This window comes from Bradyrhizobium sp. JHI2711 (assembly GCF_056156565.1).
Genome location: NZ_JBPZPT010000005.1, coordinates 101,940 through 125,702 on the forward strand (window position 1 = coordinate 101,940; position 23,763 = coordinate 125,702).

21 protein-coding genes are annotated in these 23,763 nt (G+C 66.0%); 12 read left to right on the plus strand and 9 right to left on the minus strand.

Annotated elements, in window-relative coordinates:
- Nucleotides 1-110 precede the first annotated feature (110 nt).
- Complete coding sequence (locus ACTEK7_RS31135; protein ID WP_225148292.1) at nucleotides 111-1,922, minus strand: caspase family protein; 1,812 nt, start codon at nucleotides 1,920-1,922, stop codon at nucleotides 111-113.
- 165 nt (nucleotides 1,923-2,087) lie between these two features.
- Here ACTEK7_RS31135 and ACTEK7_RS31140 point away from each other — a divergent pair, with 165 nt between their 5' ends.
- From ACTEK7_RS31140 to ACTEK7_RS31150, 3 genes are all read left to right on the plus strand, one after another.
- Complete coding sequence (locus ACTEK7_RS31140) at nucleotides 2,088-2,531, plus strand: RbsD/FucU family protein (protein WP_036015548.1); 444 nt, start codon at nucleotides 2,088-2,090, stop codon at nucleotides 2,529-2,531.
- Nucleotides 2,532-2,538: 7 nt separating this feature from the next.
- On the plus strand, nucleotides 2,539-3,054 hold the full coding sequence (locus ACTEK7_RS31145; RefSeq protein ID WP_225148293.1) for a P-loop nucleotide/nucleoside kinase family protein: 516 nt from the start codon (nucleotides 2,539-2,541) through the stop codon (nucleotides 3,052-3,054).
- 85 nt (nucleotides 3,055-3,139) lie between these two features.
- Nucleotides 3,140-3,499: a hypothetical protein gene (locus ACTEK7_RS31150; RefSeq protein WP_036015565.1), complete on the plus strand. Its 360-nt coding sequence runs from the start codon at nucleotides 3,140-3,142 to the stop codon at nucleotides 3,497-3,499.
- Nucleotides 3,500-3,510: 11 nt separating this feature from the next.
- On the opposite strand, the gene ACTEK7_RS31155 is transcribed toward ACTEK7_RS31150, so the two are convergent.
- Together ACTEK7_RS31155 and ACTEK7_RS31160 are read right to left on the minus strand one after the other, a co-directional pair.
- Nucleotides 3,511-3,864, minus strand: coding sequence for an ADP-ribosylation/crystallin J1 (locus ACTEK7_RS31155; protein ID WP_225148294.1), 354 nt, complete (start codon nucleotides 3,862-3,864; stop codon nucleotides 3,511-3,513).
- A gap of 126 nt (nucleotides 3,865-3,990) precedes the next feature.
- On the minus strand, nucleotides 3,991-5,427 hold the full coding sequence (locus ACTEK7_RS31160) for a hypothetical protein (RefSeq protein ID WP_225148295.1): 1,437 nt from the start codon (nucleotides 5,425-5,427) through the stop codon (nucleotides 3,991-3,993).
- 75 nt (nucleotides 5,428-5,502) lie between these two features.
- On the opposite strand from ACTEK7_RS31160, the gene ACTEK7_RS31165 reads away from it, so the two are divergent.
- Nucleotides 5,503-6,699, plus strand: coding sequence for an MFS transporter (locus tag ACTEK7_RS31165; protein ID WP_225148296.1), 1,197 nt, complete (start codon nucleotides 5,503-5,505; stop codon nucleotides 6,697-6,699).
- Here ACTEK7_RS31165 and dgcA read toward each other — a convergent pair.
- On the minus strand, nucleotides 6,669-7,664 hold the full coding sequence (gene dgcA / locus ACTEK7_RS31170) for an N-acetyl-D-Glu racemase DgcA (RefSeq protein ID WP_225148297.1): 996 nt from the start codon (nucleotides 7,662-7,664) through the stop codon (nucleotides 6,669-6,671). The genes ACTEK7_RS31165 and dgcA overlap by 31 nt on opposite strands.
- Before the next feature lie 130 nt (nucleotides 7,665-7,794).
- Between dgcA and ACTEK7_RS31175 the strand changes: the two genes are divergently transcribed.
- From ACTEK7_RS31175 to ACTEK7_RS31185, 3 genes are read left to right on the plus strand one after another with little or no spacing between them, the layout of a single operon-like run.
- Nucleotides 7,795-8,928: an MlaE family ABC transporter permease gene (locus ACTEK7_RS31175; RefSeq protein WP_225148298.1), complete on the plus strand. Its 1,134-nt coding sequence runs from the start codon at nucleotides 7,795-7,797 to the stop codon at nucleotides 8,926-8,928.
- A 2-nt stretch (nucleotides 8,929-8,930) separates the two neighbouring features.
- Nucleotides 8,931-9,713, plus strand: a complete 783-nt coding sequence (locus tag ACTEK7_RS31180; protein ID WP_225148299.1) for an ABC transporter ATP-binding protein — start codon at nucleotides 8,931-8,933, stop codon at nucleotides 9,711-9,713.
- Nucleotides 9,714-9,741: 28 nt separating this feature from the next.
- The gene (locus ACTEK7_RS31185; protein WP_036015558.1) at nucleotides 9,742-10,608 is read left to right on the plus strand and encodes an MlaD family protein; all 867 of its coding nucleotides are present in this window, start codon (nucleotides 9,742-9,744) and stop codon (nucleotides 10,606-10,608) included.
- 150 nt (nucleotides 10,609-10,758) lie between these two features.
- On the opposite strand, the gene ACTEK7_RS31190 is transcribed toward ACTEK7_RS31185, so the two are convergent.
- Complete coding sequence (locus tag ACTEK7_RS31190) at nucleotides 10,759-16,527, minus strand: apolipoprotein A1/A4/E family protein (RefSeq protein ID WP_225148300.1); 5,769 nt, start codon at nucleotides 16,525-16,527, stop codon at nucleotides 10,759-10,761.
- Nucleotides 16,528-16,923: 396 nt separating this feature from the next.
- On the opposite strand from ACTEK7_RS31190, the gene ACTEK7_RS31195 reads away from it, so the two are divergent.
- Together ACTEK7_RS31195 and ACTEK7_RS31200 are read left to right on the plus strand one after the other, a co-directional pair.
- A complete protein-coding gene (locus tag ACTEK7_RS31195) occupies nucleotides 16,924-17,298 on the plus strand; it encodes an Hpt domain-containing protein (RefSeq protein ID WP_109143156.1) in 375 nt (124 codons plus the stop codon).
- A 165-nt stretch (nucleotides 17,299-17,463) separates the two neighbouring features.
- Nucleotides 17,464-17,784 carry a 2Fe-2S iron-sulfur cluster-binding protein gene (locus tag ACTEK7_RS31200; protein WP_008143731.1) on the plus strand — a complete coding sequence of 107 codons (321 nt, stop codon included), beginning with the start codon at nucleotides 17,464-17,466 and terminating at the stop codon, nucleotides 17,782-17,784.
- 29 nt (nucleotides 17,785-17,813) lie between these two features.
- Here ACTEK7_RS31200 and ACTEK7_RS31205 read toward each other — a convergent pair whose 3' ends face one another.
- On the minus strand, nucleotides 17,814-18,281 hold the full coding sequence (locus tag ACTEK7_RS31205) for an acyl-CoA thioesterase (RefSeq protein WP_225114188.1): 468 nt from the start codon (nucleotides 18,279-18,281) through the stop codon (nucleotides 17,814-17,816).
- 182 nt (nucleotides 18,282-18,463) lie between these two features.
- On the opposite strand from ACTEK7_RS31205, the gene ACTEK7_RS31210 reads away from it, so the two are divergent.
- The 3 genes from ACTEK7_RS31210 (at nucleotide 18,464) to ACTEK7_RS31220 (ending at nucleotide 20,862) form a co-directional block, all read left to right on the plus strand.
- Nucleotides 18,464-19,492, plus strand: coding sequence for an NAD(P)/FAD-dependent oxidoreductase (locus ACTEK7_RS31210; protein WP_036015581.1), 1,029 nt, complete (start codon nucleotides 18,464-18,466; stop codon nucleotides 19,490-19,492).
- A gap of 173 nt (nucleotides 19,493-19,665) precedes the next feature.
- Nucleotides 19,666-20,259, plus strand: coding sequence for a DUF2147 domain-containing protein (locus ACTEK7_RS31215; RefSeq protein ID WP_225148301.1), 594 nt, complete (start codon nucleotides 19,666-19,668; stop codon nucleotides 20,257-20,259).
- Nucleotides 20,260-20,508: 249 nt separating this feature from the next.
- A complete protein-coding gene (locus ACTEK7_RS31220; protein WP_036015590.1) occupies nucleotides 20,509-20,862 on the plus strand; it encodes a hypothetical protein in 354 nt (117 codons plus the stop codon).
- Nucleotides 20,863-20,919: 57 nt separating this feature from the next.
- On the opposite strand, the gene ACTEK7_RS31225 is transcribed toward ACTEK7_RS31220, so the two are convergent.
- From ACTEK7_RS31225 to ACTEK7_RS31235, 3 genes are all read right to left on the minus strand, one after another.
- Nucleotides 20,920-21,189, minus strand: coding sequence for a hypothetical protein (locus tag ACTEK7_RS31225; RefSeq protein WP_036030219.1), 270 nt, complete (start codon nucleotides 21,187-21,189; stop codon nucleotides 20,920-20,922).
- A gap of 192 nt (nucleotides 21,190-21,381) precedes the next feature.
- On the minus strand, nucleotides 21,382-22,746 hold the full coding sequence (locus ACTEK7_RS31230; RefSeq protein WP_036030218.1) for a sensor histidine kinase: 1,365 nt from the start codon (nucleotides 22,744-22,746) through the stop codon (nucleotides 21,382-21,384).
- Entirely contained in the window at nucleotides 22,743-23,660 is a 918-nt protein-coding gene (locus tag ACTEK7_RS31235; protein WP_275945339.1) for a response regulator transcription factor, read from the minus strand. The genes ACTEK7_RS31230 and ACTEK7_RS31235 overlap by 4 nt, the downstream gene beginning before the upstream one ends.
- Nucleotides 23,661-23,763: the final 103 nt, after the last annotated feature.

Consider the following 23,763-nt stretch of genomic DNA (forward strand, 5'->3'; position numbering starts at 1 on the left):
TATGGATTCCGGGCCTGCGCCTTACGGCGCATCCCGGAATGACCAAGAACAGACATGAAGAAGGGGCAGAGCGTTTCCGCTCTGCCCCTCTGTCGTCTCGCTCGCCGCAATCAGTGCGTGAAACCGCCGCGACGGTTGCCGCCATTGTTCATGCTCGGCGCTTGGTTCATCGACTGCCGGAAGTTGTTGTTGCTGCTGACCATGCGGCTCGGCATCGTGTTGAGCTGCGGGCGGGTGTTCTGCACGTTGGTCTGCACCTGCACCTTCTTCACCGGGTTATTGTTGAGCTTGACGATGCCGGTGTTGCCGTTGTTGAGCCGGATCGGGCGGTTCGGAGTCTGCACGTTGACCGGCTTCGACTCGATGTTCGGGCCACCCTTGCCGACATTCACCGGCATGGTCACGATCTTGCCCGGCTTGATGGTGCCGCCATTCGGCATGGTGCTGGTCGCAGGCAGGGTCACGATCTTGCCGATGCCGACCTTGCCGTTGACCGTGTTGGTCGGCGCAGGCAGCGTGACGATCTTGCTCGGGGTCTGCGGCGGCGTGCCGTTCTGCGGGTTCGGCTGGTTGTTGCCGGCAGGCAGGGTGACGATCTGGCCGCCATTGCCGAGCTTGCCGACGACATTGCCGTCGAGCGGCTTCTGCACGACCGGCAGATTGCCGTTCACCTGCGCGCCATTGCCCTGCTGCATCAGCGGCATGTATTTGGGCTGGCCGAGATTGCCGATCTTGATCGCCGGAGCAATGGTCTGCGGCGCCAGGAACTTGGTCGCCTGCATCAGGGGGATCTGCTTCGGCTGCACCTGCAGCTTCAGCGCGACCTGCGCATAGGGACTGTTGCCGTAGCTGTCATAGAAGCTCTTGTAGGCGAGCGGCGAGTTGGCGAGCACCGCCTTGTGCCAGGCCTGCGAGATCAGGATGTTGTTGAGCAGCCAGCGGATGTGGTCGCACAGCGGGTCGTGCGGGTACATCCGGATGAACTCCTGATAGTACTCCGGACGGCCCTCGGACACGACGTAGTCATAGGCCTGGCGGGTGGAGCGGCTCGGCAAATTGGAGGCCATCTGCACGACCGGCGCTTTCACCGGCGCGCGGTTGGCGGCAACGGCGGTGTCACCAAAGAAGGTGAAGTCGCTCGTCAATGACGAGCTCTCCCACGGAATCTGCGCGCCGCTGGTGGTCTGGTTGACCTGCAGGCGCACGCGCTTGAACAGCTGCTCGATCGGCACGTTGGGCTCGCGCGCGACGTTCAGGAACGCCTGTGTGTACGGGCTGTGGCCATTGGTGCCGTCGAGCGCCTCGGCACCTGGCGCGGTCGAGTAGCCGACGATCGAGCCGTTCGGCGCATCGACGATTGCCAAGCCTCGGCCGGCGTCGTTGATTTCAGGGAAAGGGTTGTTGCGGCAGGCATCGAGGATGACGATGCGCATGCGGCTCGGGATCGTCTCCAGCGTCGACATCACGTCGACGAGGCGCAGCGAATTGTTGACCAGTTCGGTCGGGCTGGAGACCTTGGCGTCGACCGGAACGAGATAGTTCTCGCCGGCGAGCTGCACGCCGTGACCGGCGTAATAGACCATCGCCACCGTGTTCGGACCGCGCGAGGCGACCTTGGCGGAGAAGTCCTGGACGACGCGGAGCATGTCGTTCTGGGTCAAGTCGGTCGCGGCGACCACTTCGAACCCGGCGGAGTTCAGGAACTGCGCCATCGACTGGGCGTCATCGTCGGGATTCGCAAGCTGCGGCGCGTTCTGGTAGTTGGCATTGCCGATCACCAGCGCCACCCGCTGCTCCGGGCCTTGCAGCGCGGTGGGGGCAGGCTGCACGGGGGCGACTTGCGCGGAAACGGGCCCGCAGGCGAAGCCGAACAGGCTTCCCAGCAGGCTCGCCGTCATGAAAAAGGGCTTTAGGCGGAACATGGCGTGCTCCTTTGGCACTCATCTCGATGCGAGATTGGTTGCGCGCAAGCTTGGCCGCGTTCGACCCTTGCGGTCCGTGATCCCTGTCACCATGCTGGCCTCCGTGATCTGAATCACGCTCGGAACCTGTTATGGTTAGCGATCGATTGGGAGGACGTCCGCCACATGCTGAAATCGATCGATCCGATCCTCACCCCCGATTTGCTCTGGCTGCTCGCCGCGATGGGCCATGGCGACGACCTCGTGTTCGTCGACGCCAATCACCCCGCCACCCGGATCGCGCAGAGCACCTCGTCGCAGCGCCTGATCCAATTGCCGGGCATGACGATGGAAACTGCCATCCGGGCCATCATGTCGGTCTATCCGCTCGACGATTTCGATCCCGATCCGGTGCGTGTGATGATGCCGGTCGACGATCCCGACCGCGTGCCCGAGGTGCAGCGCGCCGTGCTCGCGGAGATCGCACGTGCGGCTGGCCGGCCGGTCACGCCCGGCAAGCTCGCGCGTCCCGATTTCTATCGCGCGGCAGCGGCAGGCTTTGGCGTCGTGCAGGTCGGTGACAGCAGGGGCTATGGCTGCTTCCTGATCAGGAAGGGCGTGATCGGTTAGGAATATCATGAAGCATCCATCCTCACTGATCGTGTTCGGCGGCCTTCCAGGTACCGGTAAGACGACGATCGCTCGCGAACTCACCGCCAGGCTGGCGGCAACCTATCTTCGTATCGATGCGATCGAGCAGCCGTTGCGGGACGCAGGTTTCATCGTCGGCGCAGCCGGCTATGCCGTTGCCAACACGCTCGCCGCCGAAAACCTCAAGCTCGGGCGCATCGTCATCGCGGACTGCGTCAATCCCGTGCTGGCAAGCCGCGCCGGATGGCGGCAGACTGCCTTGCGAACCGGCGCAGGCATCGTCGAGATTGAAGTGATTTGCAGCGAACCGGCGTTACACCGGCAGCGCGTGGAAAACCGGCTGCCCGACATTGACGGTCACAGGGTTCCAACCTGGGATGACGTCGTGAGCCTGACTTACGAGCCGTGGGATCGGGAGCACTTGGTGCTCGATACGGCCGAGAGTTCGCTCGAACATGTCCTGGACCGCGTTGAAGCGCATGTGCGCGAGAAGATCGGCTAGTCGTCTTACTGGCGTTTGCTGGGACGAAACGCCTCGCACTCGAATTTGAGTGGCCTTCTCGCATCCGCCTGTCTATCGTCGATTCATGTCTCGCCTTCTGTGTCTCTTCGTTGCTGTCGTCCTGTCGCTGCTGCCCGCTGTGGCACCGGCCGAGCCCGTGCAAAAGCGCCCCAAGCCGGTCTGGAAGGGCTACGGCTTCCTGCCGGGCTATCGGCAGCCGCTCAGCAACAGCATCCCGCTCTACAAGCAGAAAGACGCCATGCGCCGCCTGTCGCGCGCCGACCGGCGCCATTGGTACATCGACCCGGTTCCACAATATTATCGCTGGGACGGCGAGTGGCACTATTTCGGTCGCCCCGGATTCAACGGCGGCCGCTACAACGGCGGCAGCTATGGCCCGTGCTGGACGCGCACGCCGATCGGTCCGATCTGGAATTGCGGGTGAGGCGCTGACAGTCAGGGAAAGCTGCGGACGACCTCGATCAAGCCGACGATTGCGGCATTGAACGCATCGAGGTCCTCGGCCGGAATCCAGTACTCCAGATGTGAGCGTCCGCCCGCTTCCTGCGCATCGTATTTTTCGATGAAGCTGCGCTTGACTGCAAAACGGGTCACGAAGCCCGATCCGCTCGCCGGGACATTCCAGTCCCGCGCGATCTTGATGGCGTAGTCTTCGGTCAGCACCGGATAGAAGATCGGCTGGTCGGGCAGGCGCGGCGGAAACGCGCGCATGCCGGATTGCTGGATCAACTCCAGCTCTTTTGGACCGACGGGCCGCCAGAGAGTGAGGGCATCTTCGGTGGGGGACATGGGCGTGAGGTCCAAGATCGACCGTCGTCGTTGCGAGCGCAGCGAAGCAATCCAGAATCCTCCGCGGAGACAGCCTGGATCGCTTCGCTGCGCTCGCAATGACGGTGTGGGGGGAGTGCGCGCCCCTTACGAAAAGAACGCGATCTTCTCGGCCTGGGTCATGCGGCGGATCGGGGCGAGCGGGTCGTTGGCCGGTGCGCGGGGTTTTTGCAAGATGCCGCTGGCGAGGATGGTGGCGCCGAGCGAGGCGTCGGACATGGACGCGGACATGGACGCGGGCAGGGGCGAGGGCATCGGCAGCGTCGCGGTCGGGGCTGCCGCCAATGATGCTGCGGCCGCCACGGCGGGCGCCTGCTGCTCCATCACTTCGGCGGCGGCTTCCGCGATGGCGTCGGTGAGGCGCGCGAGCGAGTCCAGCGCGATCGGCGCGTCCGCGGCGGGCTCTTCGGCGATGGCTGCGAGGACAGGCTCGGCTGCGACCGGCTCCGGCTGTTCGGTGGCAATAGGCGCCACGACATCCGAGAGCGCCGGCTCCGGCGTCGCGGCTGCCATCTCCACCGGCTCGATGATCTCGTCAAACTCGGGATCGGGCGCGGCCATCTCCATCGCGATGGCCTCGAGGATGGCTTCGTCCTCGGCCTCGGCTGCGGCGTCGAGCGAGAACTCCTCGCTTGCTTCCGTCAAGACCTCCGGCTGAGCGGCCGGCTCTTCAAACGCGACGGCTTCGAGCTCGGCATCATCAGGCGCGAGGTTTTCGAGCGCCGCGCTTTCGGCAGGGATTTGGCTTTCGGCCGCGATCCCCTGTGCGGCAGCCGCGTCCATGGCCTGCTCGGCGATGGCGGAGGTTTCAGCGACGGCCGCTGCTTCGACGGCCGCATCGAGTTCCGGAGCTGCCGCGATCTCTTCGCGCGTCTCCGTAAAAGCCACGGATGCATCGCCCGCCATCGCCGCCATCTCGACGGGCGAGGCTGCTGCGACTGATGACGGCGCCTCCTGCGTCGGAGCCGGAGCGGCCTGTGGCGTTGCGTCGCCGTCGAGCTGCTCGACGCGGTCCTTCAGCAGATCGAACGCAGCCTTGAGCTCGATCCGGGGATCGAGGGTCGAGATCTGCCCGCAGGCGGCCTCGATCGAGGCGAGCTGCGAATCAATGAGGTCGCAGATTCGCCCGTCGGCGCCGATCTCGCGCCAGCGCCAGGAGATCTCCTTGATGATGCGCACCCCGCGCGGGATCGGCGCGAGACTCGCCTCGATCGCGCCGGGATCGAACGCGGCGAGCGCGATCGTCTCGGCCTCGCGGATGGCGCGGCGGATCTCGACCAGCGCCTCGGGCAGGCGGTCTTCGACGACTGGTTGCCGCTGTGCCGCAAGGGTTTCCTCGATTTTGGCGACCGCATCCAGCACCATGCGCGTGTCGGCATTGCGGTTGCGCTTGGCATATTCGCCGAGGAACCAGCGGCCGCGCGCGGTCTCCATGAAGGCTTCGCGGATCGCGTCGTAATCCTGCTCGTTCGGCGCGGCCGCGCGGGCAGACATGGGCGAGAGGGCGAATGCTTCGTTGGCCATGACAATCTCGTCGCGCAAATCAGTGCGCGTTACTGTAACGATCACCACGATATCGACCGAATCGCAATTGGTTTGATGCAGTCCGAATCACAAATCCCCATCGCGGCAGCGACGAAGCGGCGATTCGCCGTGGGCCTCGCCGTGTTCTATTCGGCCTTCTTTGCGGTCCTGGGCACGCATGTGCCGTTCTTCCCGGTCTGGCTGAAGGCGATCGGCATTGACGCTGTCTGGATCGGCATCATCGCCGCGCTGCCGGCGATCACGCGCTTCACCACGCTGCCGCAAGTGACCGCCTTTGCCGAAAAGCGGCAGGCCATTCGCGCCGCCATCATGGTGTCGGCGCTGGCCACCGCGATCGGATTTACGATGGTCGGCCTGCAGCAGCAGCCGCTGGCGCTGTTCCTGGTCTACGCGCTGACCTGCATGGTGTGGACGCCGACGATGCCGCTGACCGATGCCTATGCGTTGCGCGGTGTCGCCCGCTACGGGCTCGATTACGGACCCCTGCGGCTGTGGGGGTCGGCGGCGTTTGCCGCCGGCTCGCTCGCCTGCGGCTATCTCGTCGACGTCGTCGCTCCGCGCGACCTGATCTGGGTCATCGTCGCCTGGGCCGTCGTCGCGGTTCTCGCCAGCCTGCTGCTGCAGCCGCTCGACGATCTCAGGCGGAGGACGCCGGAGCGGCATGCCGGCAAGCCGCTGCTGCGCGATGCAGCCTTCTGGGCCGTGATCGCGTCGGCGGCGCTGATCCAGAGCAGTCACATCGCCTTCTACACCTTCTCGGCCATCAACTGGCAGCTCCAAGGCATCAGCGGGCTGACCATCGCGGTGCTGTGGACGCTGGGCATCATGGCAGAGATCGTCGTGTTCGCGCTGTCGCCGCGCTTCTCGCTGCAGCCGTCCACGCTGATAGCCATCGGCGGCGTGATCGCCGTGCTGCGCTGGATCGTCACCGCGAGCGAGCCGCCGCTCGTGCTGCTCGCGATCGCCCAGCTCGGCCACGGCTTCAGCTTCGGCCTGACCATCGTCGGCACCATGAACCTTTTGGTGCAGCGCGTGCCTTCGCATCAGATCGCGCGCGGGCAGGGCTATTACGCCGCCTGCAACGGGCTCCTGGGGGCGGCGACGTCGATCGCATCAGGCGCGATCTACGCCCGCATCGGCGACAATGTCTATTACGTCATGGCCGCGATGGCCGCTGCCGGCGCCATTCTGATCTGGTCGGCGCGGCATCGCCTCACGGCTCAGCCCCAGAGCGAAACATCCGGCGGGTAGACCAGGCTGCCGTCATAACGCAGGCCGTGGTCGCGGTCGCGCGCCAGCAGCAAGGGGCCGTCGAGATCGACGAAGCGCGCCTGGGGCGTCACCAGCATCGCCGGCGCCATCGACAGCGAGCTCGCGACCATGCAGCCGATCATGATCTCGAAGCCGAGCGCCCGGGCAGCATCGGCCATGGCCAGCGCCTCGGTGAGGCCGCCCGTCTTGTCGAGCTTGATGTTTACGGCGTCGTAGCGTTCGCGCAAGGGCGCAAGCGAAGAGCGGTCATGCACGCTCTCGTCGCCGCAGACGGCGAGGGGGCGCTTGATGCGCGCCAGCGCTTCGTCGCGGCCTGCCGGCAGCGGCTGCTCCACCAGGGTGACGCCCGAAGCGGCGCAGGCGGCGAGATTGGCTTCGAGATTGGCCTCGGTCCAGGCCTCATTGGCATCGACGATCAGCTCGGCCTCAGGGGCGGCCTTGCGCACGGCCGCGATGCGTTCCGGATCGCCGTCGCCGCCGAGCTTGATCTTGAGCAGCGGACGGTGCGCCGCTTTGGCGGTCGCGGCTGCCATGGCCTCTGGGGTCGCTAACGAGATCGTGTAAGCCGTGGTGCGCTCTTCCGGGGCCGGGCGGCCCAGCAGGTTCCAGGCGCGCAAGCCCGCCGCCTTCGCCTCGAGGTCGATCAGGGCGCAATCCAGGGCGTTGCGGGCCGCACCTGATGGCATTGCGGCCTGGAGGGTCTCTCGCGTCAGCCCGCCCGCGACGGCCTCCTGCATGGCCTGGATCGCGGCCAGCGTCGCCTCCGGCGTCTCGCCGTAGCGGGGATAGGGCACGCATTCGCCGCGGCCGGTCAGGCCGCCCCGGCTGACCTCCGCCACGACCGTGACGGCCTCGGTTTTGGCGCCCCGACTGATGGTAAAACTGCCGGCGATCGGGAAGCGCTCGATTCGCGCCGCCAAAGCTGCAAATTTCATGGAAGTCATTTTGAACTCTGGCGAAATCTGAACCTGCTAGTTACCTCTAGCAACTAACATTAACCCTTGGGGATACCTTCTCTGGGTAAGGGCGCGTGCGCAACCATCTGATTTTCTCCGCCCCGGCACGGGAGCGGACATGAGTGGCGATCCGAAGCTGGAACGGATTGCCAAGGGCAACGCCCTGGCACTGTGCGCCACCGGCACCTGGACCGCGAGCTTTGCGCCGGTCCTGGAGCGGATGGTCGCCGACGCCGAGAAGCTTGCAGACACCCCGCAAAGCATCTTCATCGACGTCTCCGAGGTCGCCAAGCTCGACACGTTCGGCGCCTGGCTGATCGAGCGGCTGCGCCGCAGCCTGACCAAGGGACCCGTCGAGGCCCAGATCGCGGGCCTCTCCGCCAATTATTCCAGCCTCGTGGACGAGGTGCGGCGGGTCAGGGGGGCGGCGGTGGTCGACAGCGACCCGATCACCATCTCCGGCATGCTGGAGCAGATCGGACGGGCCGTGGCCGGCGTCGCCGGCACGGTGGCGGGCCTCGTCGACATGCTGGGCGCCGTGCTCGCGGCGTGGTTTCGCGTCCTGATCCATCCGCGCTCGTTCCGCCTGACCTCGACCGTGCACCACATGGAGCAGGTCTGCTGGCGCGCGGTGCCGATCATCGTACTGATCACCTTCCTGATCGGCTGCATCATCGCGCAGCAAGGCATTTTCCATTTCCGCAGGTTCGGTGCCGACATCTTCGTCGTCGACATGCTCGGCGTGCTGGTGCTGCGCGAGATCGGCGTGCTCCTGGTCGCGATCATGGTCGCGGGCCGTTCGGGCAGCGCCTACACCGCCGAGCTCGGCTCGATGAAGATGCGCGAGGAGATCGACGCGCTGCGCACCATGGGGTTCGATCCGATCGAGGTCCTGGTGCTGCCGCGCATGATGGCGCTGGTGCTGGCGCTGCCGATCCTCGCATTCCTCGGCGCCATGGCCGCGCTCTATGGCGGCGGTCTGGTGGCCTGGCTCTATGGCGGCGTCCAGCCCGAGGCCTTCCTGCTGCGCCTGCGCGACGCCATCTCGATCGACCATTTCATCGTCGGCATCGTCAAGGCGCCGGTGATGGCCGCCGTGATCGGCATCGTCGCCTGCGTCGAAGGGCTCGCCGTGCAGGGCAGCGCGGAATCGCTGGGTCAGCACACCACCGCGTCGGTGGTGAAGGGCATCTTCTTCGTCATCGTCATGGACGGCATCTTCGCCATCTTCTTCGCCTCGATCGGGATGTGACGATGGCAAGAGAAACTCAAAGCGAGATCCAGGACCCGATCATCCGCGTCCGCGGCATCACCGTGCAGTTCGGCGCCACGCGCGTGCTGGACGGGCTCAACCTCGACGTCAAGCGCGGCGAGATTTTGGGATTTGTCGGCCCCTCGGGCGCGGGCAAGTCGGTGCTGACGCGCACCATCATCGGCCTCGTGCCGAAGGTCGCGGGCTCCATCGAAGTGTTCGGCGTTGATCTCGATTCCTCGAGCACGACGCAGCGGCGCGACGTCGAGCGGCGCTGGGGCGTCCTGTTCCAGCAGGGCGCGCTGTTCTCATCGCTGACCGTGCGGCAGAACATCCAGTTTCCGATGCGCGAATATCTGCGCGTCTCGCAGCGGCTGATGGACGAGATCACCATGGCCAAGCTCACCATGGTCGGCCTCAAGCCCGAGGTCGCCGAGCGTTTCCCGTCCGAACTCTCCGGCGGCATGATCAAGCGCGTGGCGCTGGCGCGTGCGTTGTCGCTCGATCCCGACCTCGTCTTTCTGGACGAGCCGACCTCCGGCCTCGATCCGATCGGCGCGGGCGACTTCGACGAGCTGGTTCGGACCCTGCAGCGCACTTTGGGGCTGACGGTTTTCATGGTAACCCACGACCTCGACAGCCTATACACAGCATGTGACCGCATCGCCGTTTTAGGGAACGGTAAGATCATTGCGGCAGGGTCGATCGCCGACATGCAGGCCTCGCAGCATCCCTGGCTGAGGCAGTATTTTCATGGCAAGCGCGCCCGCGCGGTCATGGGTTGAGAGCTGGGTTGAGTAGCCGGAGCACCTGATGGAAACGCGGGCGAACTACATTTTGATCGGCTCGTTCACGCTGGCGGTGATCGCCGCCGCGATCGGCTTCGTGCTGTGGTTTCAGTCGCTGCACACGACCAAGCAGCGCAGCCCCTTGCGCGTCGTGTTCGAGGGCCCGGCGGCGGGCCTGCGCAACGGCGGCAGCGTCAATTTCAACGGTATCAGGGTGGGCGAGGTGGTCTCGGTGAAGCTGGACAACCCGCGGCGGGTTGTCGCACTCGCCATGATCGAGAATAACGCCCCGATCCGCAAGGACACCCTGGTCGGCCTCGAATTCCAGGGTCTCACCGGCGTTGCGGCGATCTCGCTGAAGGGCGGCGAGGAGGCCGCGCCGGCTCCGCCGCTCGACCAGGACGGCATCCCGACGCTCACGGCCGACCCCAACAAGCTCCAGGATGTCACCGAGGCGATCCGCGCCACGCTGCAGAACGTCAACAAGATCGTCGCCGACAATCAGGAATCGGTGAAGAACTCGCTGAAGAACCTCGAGACCTTTACCAACTCGCTGGCGCGCAATTCCGAAAAGATCGACGCCGTGATGGCCAAGGTCGACGGCGTCATGCTCAAGGCCGACAATCTCATGCTCGGCCTCAACACGCTGGCCGGCGGCAAGGACGGCGGCGAGCTGTTCCAGGCGGTGAAGTCGATCCGCGAGCTAGCCGAAGATTTCGACAAGCGCTCGGGCGCTCTGATGGCCGACGGCCGCCGCACCCTCGGCGACATTAGCCGCGCCGTGAACAACTTCGACCGCAACCCGACCCGCGTCCTGTTCGGCGCCAGCAACTCGTCGCAGCCCGCCCCGCCGCCCGAGCCGCCGAAGCCTGCGGCAGCGCCGAGGCGGTAGGCGGTAGGAAAGCGCGAATGGGGAGTGGCGAATAGCGAGTAGCGTATACAGCCTTCCTCACGGATCGATCCCAAACAAAAACGGAGCCCGCGAGGGCTCCGTTTTCATTCGCTATTCGCTATTCGCAATTCGCCATTGGCGAGCTTCCGCTCACCCCAGCCGGCCCGCCGCGTGCGCGAGCAGGGTGTAGACCAGGCCCGTTTCCGAGATCAGGTGGCTGCGCAGCTCCTGCGGGCCGCGGCCGTCGCGGGCGACTTCGTCGAGGAGGCGCTCGAACTCGGCGACGTAGCGGTCGACCGTGCCCTTGAAGTTGCGGTCGGCGCGGTACTTGCGGGCGACCTCGTCGAAGGCCTTCTGGCCGGCGGGCGTGTACAGGCGCTTGGTGAAGGCCTTGTTCTCGCCGCGCTGGTAGCGGTCCCACATCTCGGCGGCGAGGTTGCGGTCCATCAGCCGGCCGATGTCGAGCGACAGCGATTCCAGCGGATTGCTGCTTGCCTGCGGCGCCTGCGGCTGCGGCGCGGGTGCCGCGCGGCCACGCGGAGCCTGACCGGCCGGTGCGCCCTGATTGGCGTCGGTGCGGTTGAGCAGGTCCGACAGCCAGCCGTCACGGCCCTGGTCGTTGCCACCGGGCGCGACCGGCGGCGCTTCGGTGCGGCGCCCGGCCGGCATGCCGAGGTCCGGCGGCGGCAGCGTCGAGGCGCTGCCGATGTCGCGCATGCGGGTCTCGGGAGCCCGGCCGCCGACGGCGGCCAGCACCGGCTCTTCCTGGCGTTGCACGCTGGCGCGGCCCGCCGTGGTGACGTCGAGCCCGCGGCCGTGCTGGGCCACGATGCGGTTGAGCTCGGCGAGCGCCTCGATCTGGTCGACGATCACCTTGCGCATCTGCGCCGTGCTCTCGGCGGCCTCCTGCGGCATCTCGAGTACGCCGCGGCGCAGCTCGTTGCGGGTGGCTTCGAGCTCGTTGTGCATCTCCAAAGCCATCTGCTTCATGCTGGCGACGAGGTTGGTGAACTTCTCGGTCGACTGCTTGAACATCGTATCCGCCTCGTCCGTGGTCTGGCGGTAGATGTCGTGCATGGCCTCGATGGTCTGCCGGTGCTCCTCTTCAGACGCCGCGCGCACCGCCTCGAACTGGCGGGTGATCGCGGCCGAGCCGGCGCCGGCGGTCTCGGCGACGACGCGGGCGATGTCGCGGGCGCGCTCTTCGGCCGCGGCAAGCGATTCATCGAGCAGGCCGGTGAAGCGCGACAGCCGCTGGTCGAGATCGGCCGTGCGCAGGTCGATCGTGGTGACGAGCGATTCCAGTGCCTGCTTGCGTTCGGCGAGCGAGGCAGTGGTGTTCTTGTTGCTCTGCTCGACGACCTGCGCGGCCTCGACCAGCGCCTGGCCATGCTTGTCGAACTGGGTCGACAGCTCGCCGAGATCCTGCAGCGCCTTCGTGGTCTTGCTGTTGAAGACGTTGAGCTGCTCTTCCAGGTTCTGCGTCGCCGCGCCGTTGCGCGAGGTGACGTCGTTCATCGCCGAGACGAAGTCGGCGACGCGGGTCACCAGCGCCCGCTCGAGCGAGTTGAGGTTGTCGTGCGCACCGGTCAGCACCTCCTGGAGCAGGATGTTGCCTTCGCGCAGGCGCTCGAACAGGGCGACCGTGTCGGTGCGCAGGATCTTGCTGGTCTCCTGCATCTCCGTGACGGCCGCGATCGAGACCTGGCGCGACTGGTCGATCGCGGAACGCGAGGCCTGCTCGAGGTCCTTGAGCGACTTGCCGACGGCGCTGGTGGCGACCTCGCTCGCCGCGTTGATGGTGCGGGCGACTTCCGAGCCGTTGCCCATCATGGTCTGCGAGAAGGCCTGGCCGCGCGTCTCGATCGACTTCAGCGCGTCGGAGGTGACGCGGTCGATGTCGAGCGTGAGCTGGCTGGTCTTGGAGCCAATCGCGTCGACCAGTGCGCCGCGCTTGGCGTCGATCATGTTCGACAGGCGGTCGGCCTGCTGCTGCACGTAGGTGACGATCTCGTCGGTCTTGCCGGTCATGGCCTGACCGAAGCTGGAGCTGGCGGCGAGCACCGAGCGCTCGACGTCGGCCGAGCTCGACTTGACGCGCGAGCTCGCCTCGTTGGAGGCGGAGATCAGCGCGTTCTGGGCGTTGAGCGCGCTGGTCTGGATGTCGTTGGTCGCGTTGGCGGCGGCCGCGCTCAGCGTACGCTCGATCTCGGTCGAGATCGTGCGGATCTGGCTCGCGGCGTCGGCCGAGGTAGAGGTCAGCGAGATCTGGGCTTCACGCGCGCTGTTGAGGATGGTCGAGGCGGTGTCGGCGCCGACCGCGGTCAGCGTGCGCTCGATGTCCGTCGTCAGCGACTTGATCTGGCCCGCCGCATCGGTCGAGGCGGAGATCAGCGTACCCTGGGCCTCGCGCACGCCGCTGGTGAGCGCCTCGATGGTGGCGCCGCCGGCGGTCGCCAGCGCGCGCTGCATCTCGGCCGCAAGCGAACGGACCTGGCTGGTTTGTTCTGCGGAGACAGCAAGAAGGGTGCTCTGGGCGTCGCGGGCGCTGGTGGTGATCGTCTCGGCAGTGGTCTGGCCGACCTGCGAGAGCGAGCGATGCACTTCGGCTGCGAGCGACTTGACCTGGCTCGCCGCGTCCGAGGACGCCGTCACCAGCGTGCTCTGGGCCTCGCGGGCGCCGCTCATGATGGTCTCGGCCGTCGAGGTGCCCGCCATCGTCAGCGAGCGCTGCACGTCCGAGGACAGCGCCTTGATCTGGTTTGCGGTCTCGGTCGAGGCTGCGATCAGCGTGCTCTGCGCATCGCGGGCGCCGGCGGTGATCGACTCCGCCGTGGCGGTGCCGGCCATCGACAGCGAGCGCTGCACGTCGGCGGTGAGGGTCTTGACCTGGCTCGCCGCATCCGAGGACGCGGTGACGAGGGTGGTCTGCACCTCGCGGGCGCCGGCCAGGATCGAGGCTGCGGTGGCGGAGCCCGCCGCCGACAGCGTGCGCTCGACGTCGGCCGCGAGCCCCTTGATCTGGGTGGAGGCTTCGCCCGAGGCCGCGACCAGCGTCGACTGCGCTTCGCGCGCGCTGGTCAGGATCGAGTTCGCCGCACCGGTGCCGACTGCGGTCAGCGCCTGCTCGACCTCGGCGGAGGTCATCTTGAGCTGGGCGTTGACATCGGAGGAGACCGTCAGCAGCGACTGCTGGGCGGTGCGCGCGCCGGTCTGGATGGTCTCGCTGGTGTTGACGACGAGGTTGGTGAGCGAGCGCTCGGCGTCCTCGACATGCGAGCGGATTGCGGTCGAGATCATCTCGGCGCGGGACATCATGTCCTCGCTGGCCTGACGTCCGCTGCTTTCGATGCGGCCGGCGACGGCCTCGACGCGGGAGCCGAGCAGGTCCTCGAACTGAGCCACGCGCACGTCGATGTCGCTGGCGACCGAGCCGACCTTGGTCTCGATGGCCTGCTGGATCTCCTGGAAGCGTGCCGTGACCGTGTCGGTCAGATGCGTGCTGCGGCCGTCGATGATCTCGGTGACGCCGGTGATGCGGCGGTCGACCGCCTCGATCGCCTGCGCGGTGCCGTCGGTGAGCGTCGAGGTCAGCAGCGTCAGGCGCGTGTCGATCGACTGCACGGCCTGCGATGCGCCGTTGGTCACGGCGGTGGTCAGGTAGGTGAGGCGGGAGTCGATGGATTCGAGCGCCTGCGTCGCGCCACCCGTGAGCGTGGTCGTGAGGTGGGTCAGGCGGGTGTCGATCGACTGGATGGTCTGCGATGCGCCGTCGGTCAGCGAGCTCGTGAGGTGGTTGAGGCGCGCATCGATGGTTTCAATGGCCTGCGAGGCACCGTCGGTAAGCGAGCTCGTGAGGTGATTGAGCCGTGCATCGATTGTTTCGATGGCCTGCGACGCCCCGCCGGTCAGCGACGTCGTGAGGTAGGTGAGGCGGGAGTCGATAGACTGGATCGCCTGCGCGGCACCGTCGCTCAGCGACGTCGCCAGCGTGTTGATGCGTCCGTCGATGGTCTCGGTCATCGACTTCGCGCGGCTGTCGAACGACAGCTCGAGCGCGGCGACGCGGCCGACGAGCTGCTCGTCGAAGGTCCTGATGTGGCCTTGGATGGTGCCGTCGAGGCTGGCGATCTTGCCGTTCAGCGAGGCGTCGATATTGCCGACGCGTTCGCCGATCGTGGTCTCGAACTGCACGAGGCGCTGGTCGAGCACCGCCGTGATCTGGCCGCCGTTCGACGTGAAGCGGGTGTCGAAATCGTCGACATAGGTCTTCAGCGTCTCGGCGATGTCCTGCGTGCGCTGGCCCATGCGCTCGACGATCTCGCCGCCGAAGGTCTTCACGGTGCGGTCGAACTCGGAGATGTGGCGGGTGATCAGCGCGCCCAGCGTGCCGGAATCGCGGGCGAACTTCTCGACCAGCTCGGTGCCCTGGTTCCTCACCAGCTCGTCGAACGCGCTCATCTGCAGCGACAGCGAATCGTGCGCGGTCTCGGTCTGGCTGACGACCTTGGCGACCAGGGCGTTGACGGTGGCGTCGAGCGCCTCGCTGGCCTTGTCACCGCTCGTCATGATCTGGCCGGCGAGGCGATTGCCGGCGTCGTCGATCTTGGCGGAGATGTCGTTGGACCGCAGCTCGAGCTCGAGCAGCAGCGAGTCCGACGAGTTCTTCAAGGAATCGTGCACCTGCTCGGTACGCTCGGAGATGCCGTCGACGATCGCGGCGGAACGCTGCTCGAACTCGCCGGTGATGCGGTCGATGCGCTCGTTCAGCATCTCGTGGACGCGGTCGGCGAGGTCGACGAACTCGTCGTGGACGTGGCCGGTCTTGAAGTTGAGGCTCGTGGTCAGCCGCTCGCTGGCGTCGAGCACGGCGCGCGTGGTCTCGTTGCTGGCCTCCTCGAGACGGTCGAGCAGGTCGCCGCCGCGCTCACCGAGCGCCAGGATCATGTTGTCGCCGGCATTGCTCAGCGCCTGGGTGATGTGGGCGCCGCGCTCTTCCAGAGCGCCGGTGATCGACTTGGCCACCTCGTCGACGCGGGAGGCGATCGCGTCCGAGATCAGCGCGATGTCGTGGCGCAGGTCGATCTGCACGCCGGAAATGGCGCTGCGAACCTGCTCGGCCTGGCCGACCAGGTTGTCGCGCTGATGCGCGATGTCCTGGAGCAAAGCGCGGATGCGCACCTCGTTGTCGGAATAGGCGCGTTCGAGCGCGGCGACCTCATTGGCGACCAGCGTCTCGAGCTCACCGGCGCGCGCGATCGCACGCTCGATGCCGTCGCCCATCGCCGCGACCTCGCGGCGGATGGCCTGGCCCACGGTGACCATGGAATCGGAGGCCGAGCCTTCCGGCTCGGAGAAGCGGATCGCGACCTGCGCCATCGCCTGCGCGATCATGCGCATTTCCTGGCCGCGCCAGACGAGGCTCGCGAGGAAGTAGAACAGCATGACCGGCGCGAAGAACATCGCGACGAGGCCAGCGATCACGAGCACGCCGCCGCTCTGGCCCATGGCGGCCTGGATCGAGGGCAGGAAGCCGACGGTCAGCGCGGCGCAGGCGGCGAGCCAGATGCCGGCGAAGATGGTGGCGAAGGTGTAGACGCTGCGGGCAGGGCGGCCCTTCTGCAGCGCCTGGAGCAGCTGGCCGATGGTCTCGCGATCGTCGTTGGCGGCGCGGCGCGCGGTGCGCGGCTCCTCGACCGGGTCGAACACGGTCGAGCGCTCGTTGGCGGCGGGGCGCGGCTCGAAGCTCGGCTCGTCGAAGACCGGAGGCGCGGCCGGCGGCACCGGGGGCGCCGTTTCGTTGCGCATTGCGGCGTTGCGGCTGGTATCGGCCGCGGTGTCGCTGATGTTCAGAGCTTCCTGGATTGCAGAAAGCGCAACTTCTGTAGGGTCTTTGACCTTTTTCGGAGTGTTCGCCATGTTCAGTCCGAGCCCTCGTTACTTGTACGCGTCCCCCCGCGAGCCCTGCGCGCGACGCAAGCCCACAGACCGGATCATGCCGCTTGCGCGGATCTCCGAGCCGTCCCCACCCGGACGGCTTGTCCGCCAATTTCTGCAACATCCTATTGGCAGAGCGTCGCGAATGAAATGCCCGCAATTAAGACATTCTTAATCATCGTTAACAGGATCGCGCCGTAACGCCTTAGCAATCAACGCAATTCTCAACCAGACTCGGCCAATTGCGGCAACTTTTCGTCAATAAACCGGCGGATCTGCGTCAAATCCCCCAAACATTTCGTTAACCATTTCCATGCTTGGGTGAGGGGAATCTGACCGCCGGACCGGCGGCCGTCGCGCGAAGCCGGGGCCTGCGCCATGACGCCTGAACTGCAAGGGATGGACTGGATGCCTTCGCCCCCGCTTGCGCCCATCGACAGCCCGCTCGACCTCGATCACCTCTCTCGAATGACGCTCGGCGACGCTGAGCTGGAGCAGGAAGTGCTGGCCATGTTCGCGGAGCAGGCGGCCCGTCTGCTCGCGGCGATGACCGCATTGCCGGCCGAGACCGGCGCTCTCGCGCACAAGCTCAAGGGCTCGGCGCGCGGGATCGGCGCCTTCGCGGTGGCCGATGCCGCTGCCAGCCTGGAGACTGCGATCCGGACCGGCCATGGCCGGCCCCACGCCTTCGCCGCGCTGAAAGAGGCGGTGGCCGAGGCCCGCGCTGCCATCGCGGCGATGCTGAAGCGTTGAGCCGATGCGGCCGGAGCTGGGTTCTAGTCGCTTGTTTTGACGCGTTTTCTTCCCGCAAAGCGGGAATCATTTGGCTTCAAAACGCTATGGCGCCGGGCTGACCGACCCGTTATAGGACAGCCGGGACCCTCCTTCATTCAAAGCACCGCGGCAGCACGAGCACACATGGCCAAGATTCACTTTGTCGACCACAAGGGCGAAACCCGCACGGTGGAAATCGAGAACGGCGCAACCGTGATGGAAGCTGCGATCCGCAATAGCATTCCCGGCATCGAGGCCGAATGCGGCGGCGCCTGCGCCTGCGCAACCTGCCATGTCTATGTCGACGAAGCCTGGCGCGAGAAGGTCGGCAGCCCGACGCCGATGGAAGAGGACATGCTCGACTTCGGCTTCGACGTGCGCCCGAATTCGCGCCTGTCTTGCCAGATCAAGGTCTCCGACGAGCTCGACGGCCTCGTCGTGGCGACGCCCGAGCGCCAGGCCTGATCCGTCTCCAAGCAGACTGTCCAAGTCGACTAGGTGCTCGGCGGCGCGACCTCGATGCCGCGCTTGTGCCAGGGTCTGAGCTTCTCGATCACCTCTGCGGTCAGCGGCGCCGGTCGCCGCGTCGCCTCGTCGAGCAGGACGCCGACCGACGTCGCCGACGCAATGCACGTGCCGTTCGAGAACACGACCTGCTCGAATGTCACCGACGTTCGCCCGAGCTTGACCACGCCGAGGCCGAGCTCGATCGAGCCGGGCCAGTGCAGCTCGGCGCGAAAATGCATGTCGAGCCGCACCATGATCCAGGCGAGCCCCGGCGGGGTCAGCCCGTATTCGGGAAGCTTCATCAGCGTGACACGGCCGGTCTCGAAATATGTGGCATAGACCGCGTTGTTGACGTGCTGGTTCGGGTCTAGGTCGCCGAACCGGACGTTGTCGCTGAGGCGAAACGGAAAGTCCTCAAGGCGCGGGGTCGTGTCGAGGCGGGCTGGTGCGTTCACCGATTGATCTCCGTCATATCCATCCTCGTTACAGCCCAGTTATTTTGGCCCGGCAAGTGGGCGCGGCTGCGGGGCGATCCCGCTTTTATGCCTTTCCTGTTCCATCCCCGTTGGCTAGACAGGCAGGGTCACCTCTGCCCAACGGGCGCCGTCCAACCGATAACGATCGATAAAGAGACGACATGAGCGACGTGATCAAAACCGATGTGCTGATTATTGGGGCCGGGCCGTGTGGTCTGTTCGCCGCCTTCGAGCTCGGCCTTCTCGACATGAAGGCGCATTTCGTCGACATCCTCGACAAGGTCGGCGGCCAGTGTGCCGAGCTCTATCCGGAAAAGCCGATTTACGACATTCCCGGCATTCCCCAGGTTTCGGGGCAGGGGCTGACCGACGCGCTGATGGAGCAGATCAAGCCATTTCATCCGACCTTCCATCTCGGCGAGATGGTCGAGACCGTGGAGAAGATCGGCGATCCCTTGTTTCGCTGCACCACGGATGCCGGCAAGGTGTTCGAATGCAAGGTGGTGGTGATCGCGGCCGGCGGCGGCTCGTTCCAGCCCAAGCGCCCGCCTGTGCCCGGTATCGAGGCCTATGAAGGCACCTCGGTGCATTACGCCGTGCGCAAGATGGAGACGTTCCGCGACAAGAGCGTGCTGATCGTCGGCGGCGGCGATTCCGCGCTCGACTGGACGCTCAATCTGCATCCGATTGCGAAGCGCATCACGCTGCTGCATCGGCGCGACGAGTTTCGCGCCGCGCCCCATAGTGTCGAGCAGATGCGCGCGCTGGTTGCCGGCGGCAAGATGGATCTGCGGCTCGGCCAGGTCACCGCGCTCTCCGGCGCTGACGGAAAGCTCACCGGCGCCACCGTCAAGGGCAACGACAACAGCGTCACCGAAATCGCTTGCGACACCATGCTGCCGTTCTTCGGGCTGACCATGAAGCTCGGCCCGGTCGCGAATTGGGGCATCGCGCTGGAGAACAATCTGGTGCCTGTCGAGACGTCGGCGTTCGAGACCAATGTGCCGGGCATCTTCGCGATCGGCGACATCAACACCTATCCCGGCAAGATCAAGTTGATCCTGTGCGGCTTCCACGAGGGCGCGCTGATGTCGCAAAAAGCCCATCGCTATGTCTATCCGGAGAAGCGGCTCGTGTTCCAGTACACGACCTCGTCCTCCAGCCTGCAAAAGAAGCTCGGTGTCAACTGACGGAAGCGTTCGGGGCGGCGATGCCCCATGTTTCTGGTGCTGGAACCGTTCGTGAAATCGCCGTAGTCTGCGGCCATTCCGGTCATAGGCTTGGCCAGGTTTTTGGCTTAGCACAGTTTGGCTCTGCGAAGTCTTGGCTCAGCAAAGGTGATTGGCTCAGCAAGGTGATCATAATGCGGACTCTCATTTCCAGCTTTCGGCTGCCCTCCTTCCTGGCGCTCGCATTGTCGCTCGCGATCGTGACGCCGTGCGCGGCGCAGACCGCCGAGCCCACTGCGGCGGGCCTTTGGCAGAAGGTCGAAGACGGCAGGACGGTCGGATGGTTCCTCTTCGTAGATCGCAACGGCGTCTTCGAAGGTGTGATCGCCAAGACCTTCCCGCGGCCAACCGACGACCCGAATGAGGTCTGCTCCAAGTGCACCGACGATCGCAAGAACGCTCGGGTGCTCGGCATCTCCTTCGTCCGCGACATGAAGCGCGAAGGATTGAAGTACGAGGGCGGCAACGTGCTCAATCCGCGCGACGGCCAGATCTGGAAGGCCAACATGCGGGTCAGCCCCGACGGTCAGACCCTGACGTTGCGCGGCTATCTCGGCATCGCGCTGCTCGGCAAGGACGAGACCTGGACGCGCCTGCCCGATGCCAACATCGCGCAGGTCGATCCGGCCATCGTCGCAAAATACTTGCCCGCGCAGGCTGCAGCCGCCAAGCAACCGGCGCCCGCGGCGAAGAAGGGCGGCGCGATGATGGCGCCGGCAAAGCAGTAAGGGCGCAAGCCGCGCGCTGCGCGGTCTCAATGGCCCGGTCTCCAGCCTGTGCGGCCACCTTCGCCGAAGGGCGAACGTGCCTCGGGCGCCCTCCAGTAGTTCCCCGGAATGCGCGCTGGCGCTGGATTTGCATAGCTGTCGGCAAAGCTGCTGGGGGAGCGAGTCGCCGTCTCCACGCCTGCCGCGCACCATGCGGAAGGCGGACGGCAGCGTTTGCCCCGCGGTGATCACTTCGACCGCGGAGACCACATGAAACGTGCAAGACAGTGTGCCGCCGTGCTGCTGGGGCTGGCGGTTCTGACGCATGCGGCGCTGGCGCGCGACGACGGCCGCTTCGCCAACTCGCCCCTGAAACCCTGGTTCGAGAGTCTGCGTAGCGAGTTCGGGCTATGCTGCTCGGATGCCGACGGCTACGTCATCGCCGACGTCGATTGGGAGTCCGATCGCGGTCGCTACCGCGTGCGCATCGACGACGAGTGGGTCGTGGTGCCTGACGGCGCCGTGATCACCGTCCCGAACAAGATCGGCCGCACCATGGTGTGGAAGCACTATATCGACGGCCATCCGCGCGTGCGCTGCTTCATGCCGGGCAGCATGACGTAGAGGCGCGTGGCCATTCCGGCCGGCGCGGAGCGCCGAGCCGGAACGACAACGCCAAGCTTAGCGCGCCTGGTTGTTCGAACCCGCGCTCGCGAGCTGCTTGATCCGCGGCGACAGCACGGCGACCTGCACGGGCGAGGCCGGCATGCCGGCGACGATCATCGCGGGGCTCGCAGACTGCTCCTGGACGCCGGCGCCGCCGAGCACCTGCACTTGCGTTGTCGTGATCGGAAACGACGTCACTTCGTAGGAGGGAAGCTCGCTGGCGAACGCGGCGGCTGAGCTCGCAATCATGGCGCCGGCAACGGCAATCATCGAGAGAACACGCATTGGAAAATCTCCGTGGAAGATGTCAATCGGAGGTTTGGTCGCCGCGATGGCAGAACAGGTTCGCCCGCGCGCGAACATTCCCGTTGTCTTCGGCGCAGATATTGATTGCGTGATGCGAAGGGACGAAACGCGGAAGACGTTTTCCGCGCCAATGTTTCCGGACGGTTTCGCGAAAAGCGCCGATGCGCCCGCTCAATGCTCTTGCAGATCGAACTGCGCAGATCTCGCCGGCGCGGCGGCCGCGGCAAAGCGCAGGCGCATCGTCGTGCCGTAGCCGGGCGCGGAAGCGACGACCAGCTCCCCGCCATGCGCCGCCATGATCTCGCGGACGATCGACAGGCCGAGACCGGCGCCTGCACCTGCGGCGTTGCCGGTCTGAAACGGCTCGGTCAGCCTGTGTTCGGCGCCGTCGGGCAGGCCCGCGCCATCATCGTGAATAGCCACGCCATCGCAGCCGATCGTGGCGACGATGCGCCGCGCGCCATGGGCGTGGATGAGCGCGTTGCCGACGAGATTGGCAAGTGCACTTCGGATCGCAGCGTCTACGCCCTGCACCACGAAGGGACCTCTTCCCTCGTGCTCGAGCGCAAGCTCGATGCCGGCGTCCAGCGCCGACGGGCTGAAATCGGCCAGCACGTCCAGCGTGATCTGGGCAAGATCGATCGGCCGCTTCTCGATCGCATGATTTTGCAATCGCGCCAGGTCCAGCATCGCGGAGACCAGCGAGGTCAGCCGGCGGACGTCGCGCACCAGCTCGGCCTTCAGGGCCGGCTCGGGCACGTCCTCGATCTTGGCGCGCAGCAGCGTCAGCGGCGTGCGAAGCTGATGGGCGGCATTGCCGAGGAAGCGGCGCTGCATCCTGATATAGGCGTCGATCTCGCCGAAAGCGCGGTTCAGCGCCTCGACCAGCGGCTTCAACTCGCGAGGGACCTCGGACAGCGATATCAAACCTTGCGGCGCCGAGGGGTCGATCGCGAGCGCGCGACGCGCCACCCGCTCGATGCTACGAGAGACGAAACGTGCGGCAAGCGCTGAACCGATGGCGACGGTCGCGGCAAAGGCCAGCGCCACCAAGGCGATCGAAAAGACCCTGCGGAGGAGAAAAGTCCTTGCAATCCGGCCAAAGCGAACCTGAGGCTCGCCGACCATCATCGCGAGCCGCAACGGGCCCCGTTGTACGGCGGAAAGACAGAAGGTGCTCTTCTGGTCGAGCGTGCTGAAAACGGACGAGCCGATGGGCCCGTGGTAGGGCAGCACGAAGGGAAGGGGAGGCCGGTGTTCGCTGCCGTACTCGCTGAGCAGGTCGCCCGCGGACACCACGTACCAGAGGTTTGGGCTGTCCAGCTTCAATTCCTCGAGCGCAGGAGTCGAGCGTATTATCAGTCTTTGCCCTTCGATCACCGTCGCGCGATCGAGAACGGCCGCTACGACCTGGCACGCCCTGAACTCGCGCTCCTCCGTCGGGTAACGCCATATGAAGAGGCCAAGCATGATCAGGAAGATCGTGGTGGCGGCGATACCGAGCGAGAACGCAAAGGTTCGGGCGATTGACTTCATCGCGGCGTTGCCAGCCGCAGGATGTAGCCGATGCCCCGCATGCTGCGGATCTCGACGTCGCCGCCGAGTTCGGCCAGTTTCTTGCGCAAGCGCGAGACCTGCGCCTCGAGCGTGTTGGACTCGATCTCGTCGTCGAAGCCGTAGATCTCCTCGATCAGGGCGGCGCGGGTGATGACGCGGTCGCGCCGCATCAGCAGCGCCCCCAGGATCAGCGCCTCGCGCCGGCGCAGCAGGATCCTGGTGTCGGCGACTACCGCCTCGTTGCTGCCGAGGTGCAACTCGACGTTGCCGAGCGACAGCACCGATGGGGCCAGCAGCCGAGGCCGGCGCAGCACCGCGCGCACGCGCGCAAGCAGCTCCTGCGGCTCGAACGGCTTGCCGAGATAATCGTCGGCCCCGCCGTTGAGCCCTTCGACGACATCCTCCTTGGCGTCCTTGGACGTCAGCATGATAATTGCGGGCCGCTCCGCCGATTGGCTCAGCGCCGTGACCACCTGGAGCGCATCTCCGTCGGGTAGCATCCGGTCGACGATCGCCAGATCATACTTGAAATTGTTCAGTGCCTGGCGGGCATCGGCGATCGAGCCGACGAGGTCGACGATGCCGTGCAATTGCCCGAGCAGCCGGCTCACATAGGCGCCGATCTGTGGTTCGTCTTCGATCACGAGGGAGCGCACGCGGGTCGTCCTTGACTCTGCTGGGGCAACAACACCCTGACCGTGACGCTCCCTGGCCGAATTCTGGCGTTTCGGCTCGTGCGCGAGGGTTCCCTTAAAGGCAGCGAGCTTGGCGAATAAAAGGCAGGACCGGGTGAGCGCGCGGGCACGGCCCGTCACGTTTTTGAGGGCGTGATCGCGGTGGTGCAATGTTGGGGCAATGTTGATCCGGCGGGCGTGCCTGCCAGCGGCGGACATGGCCCTGGGGAGCATCCGATCGCACCTTGCAATCTTGGGGCAATTTTGCCGGACCAGATGCTGTGGCTCCTAACCACAACAGTCGACTCGGCCTGCAAAGGCC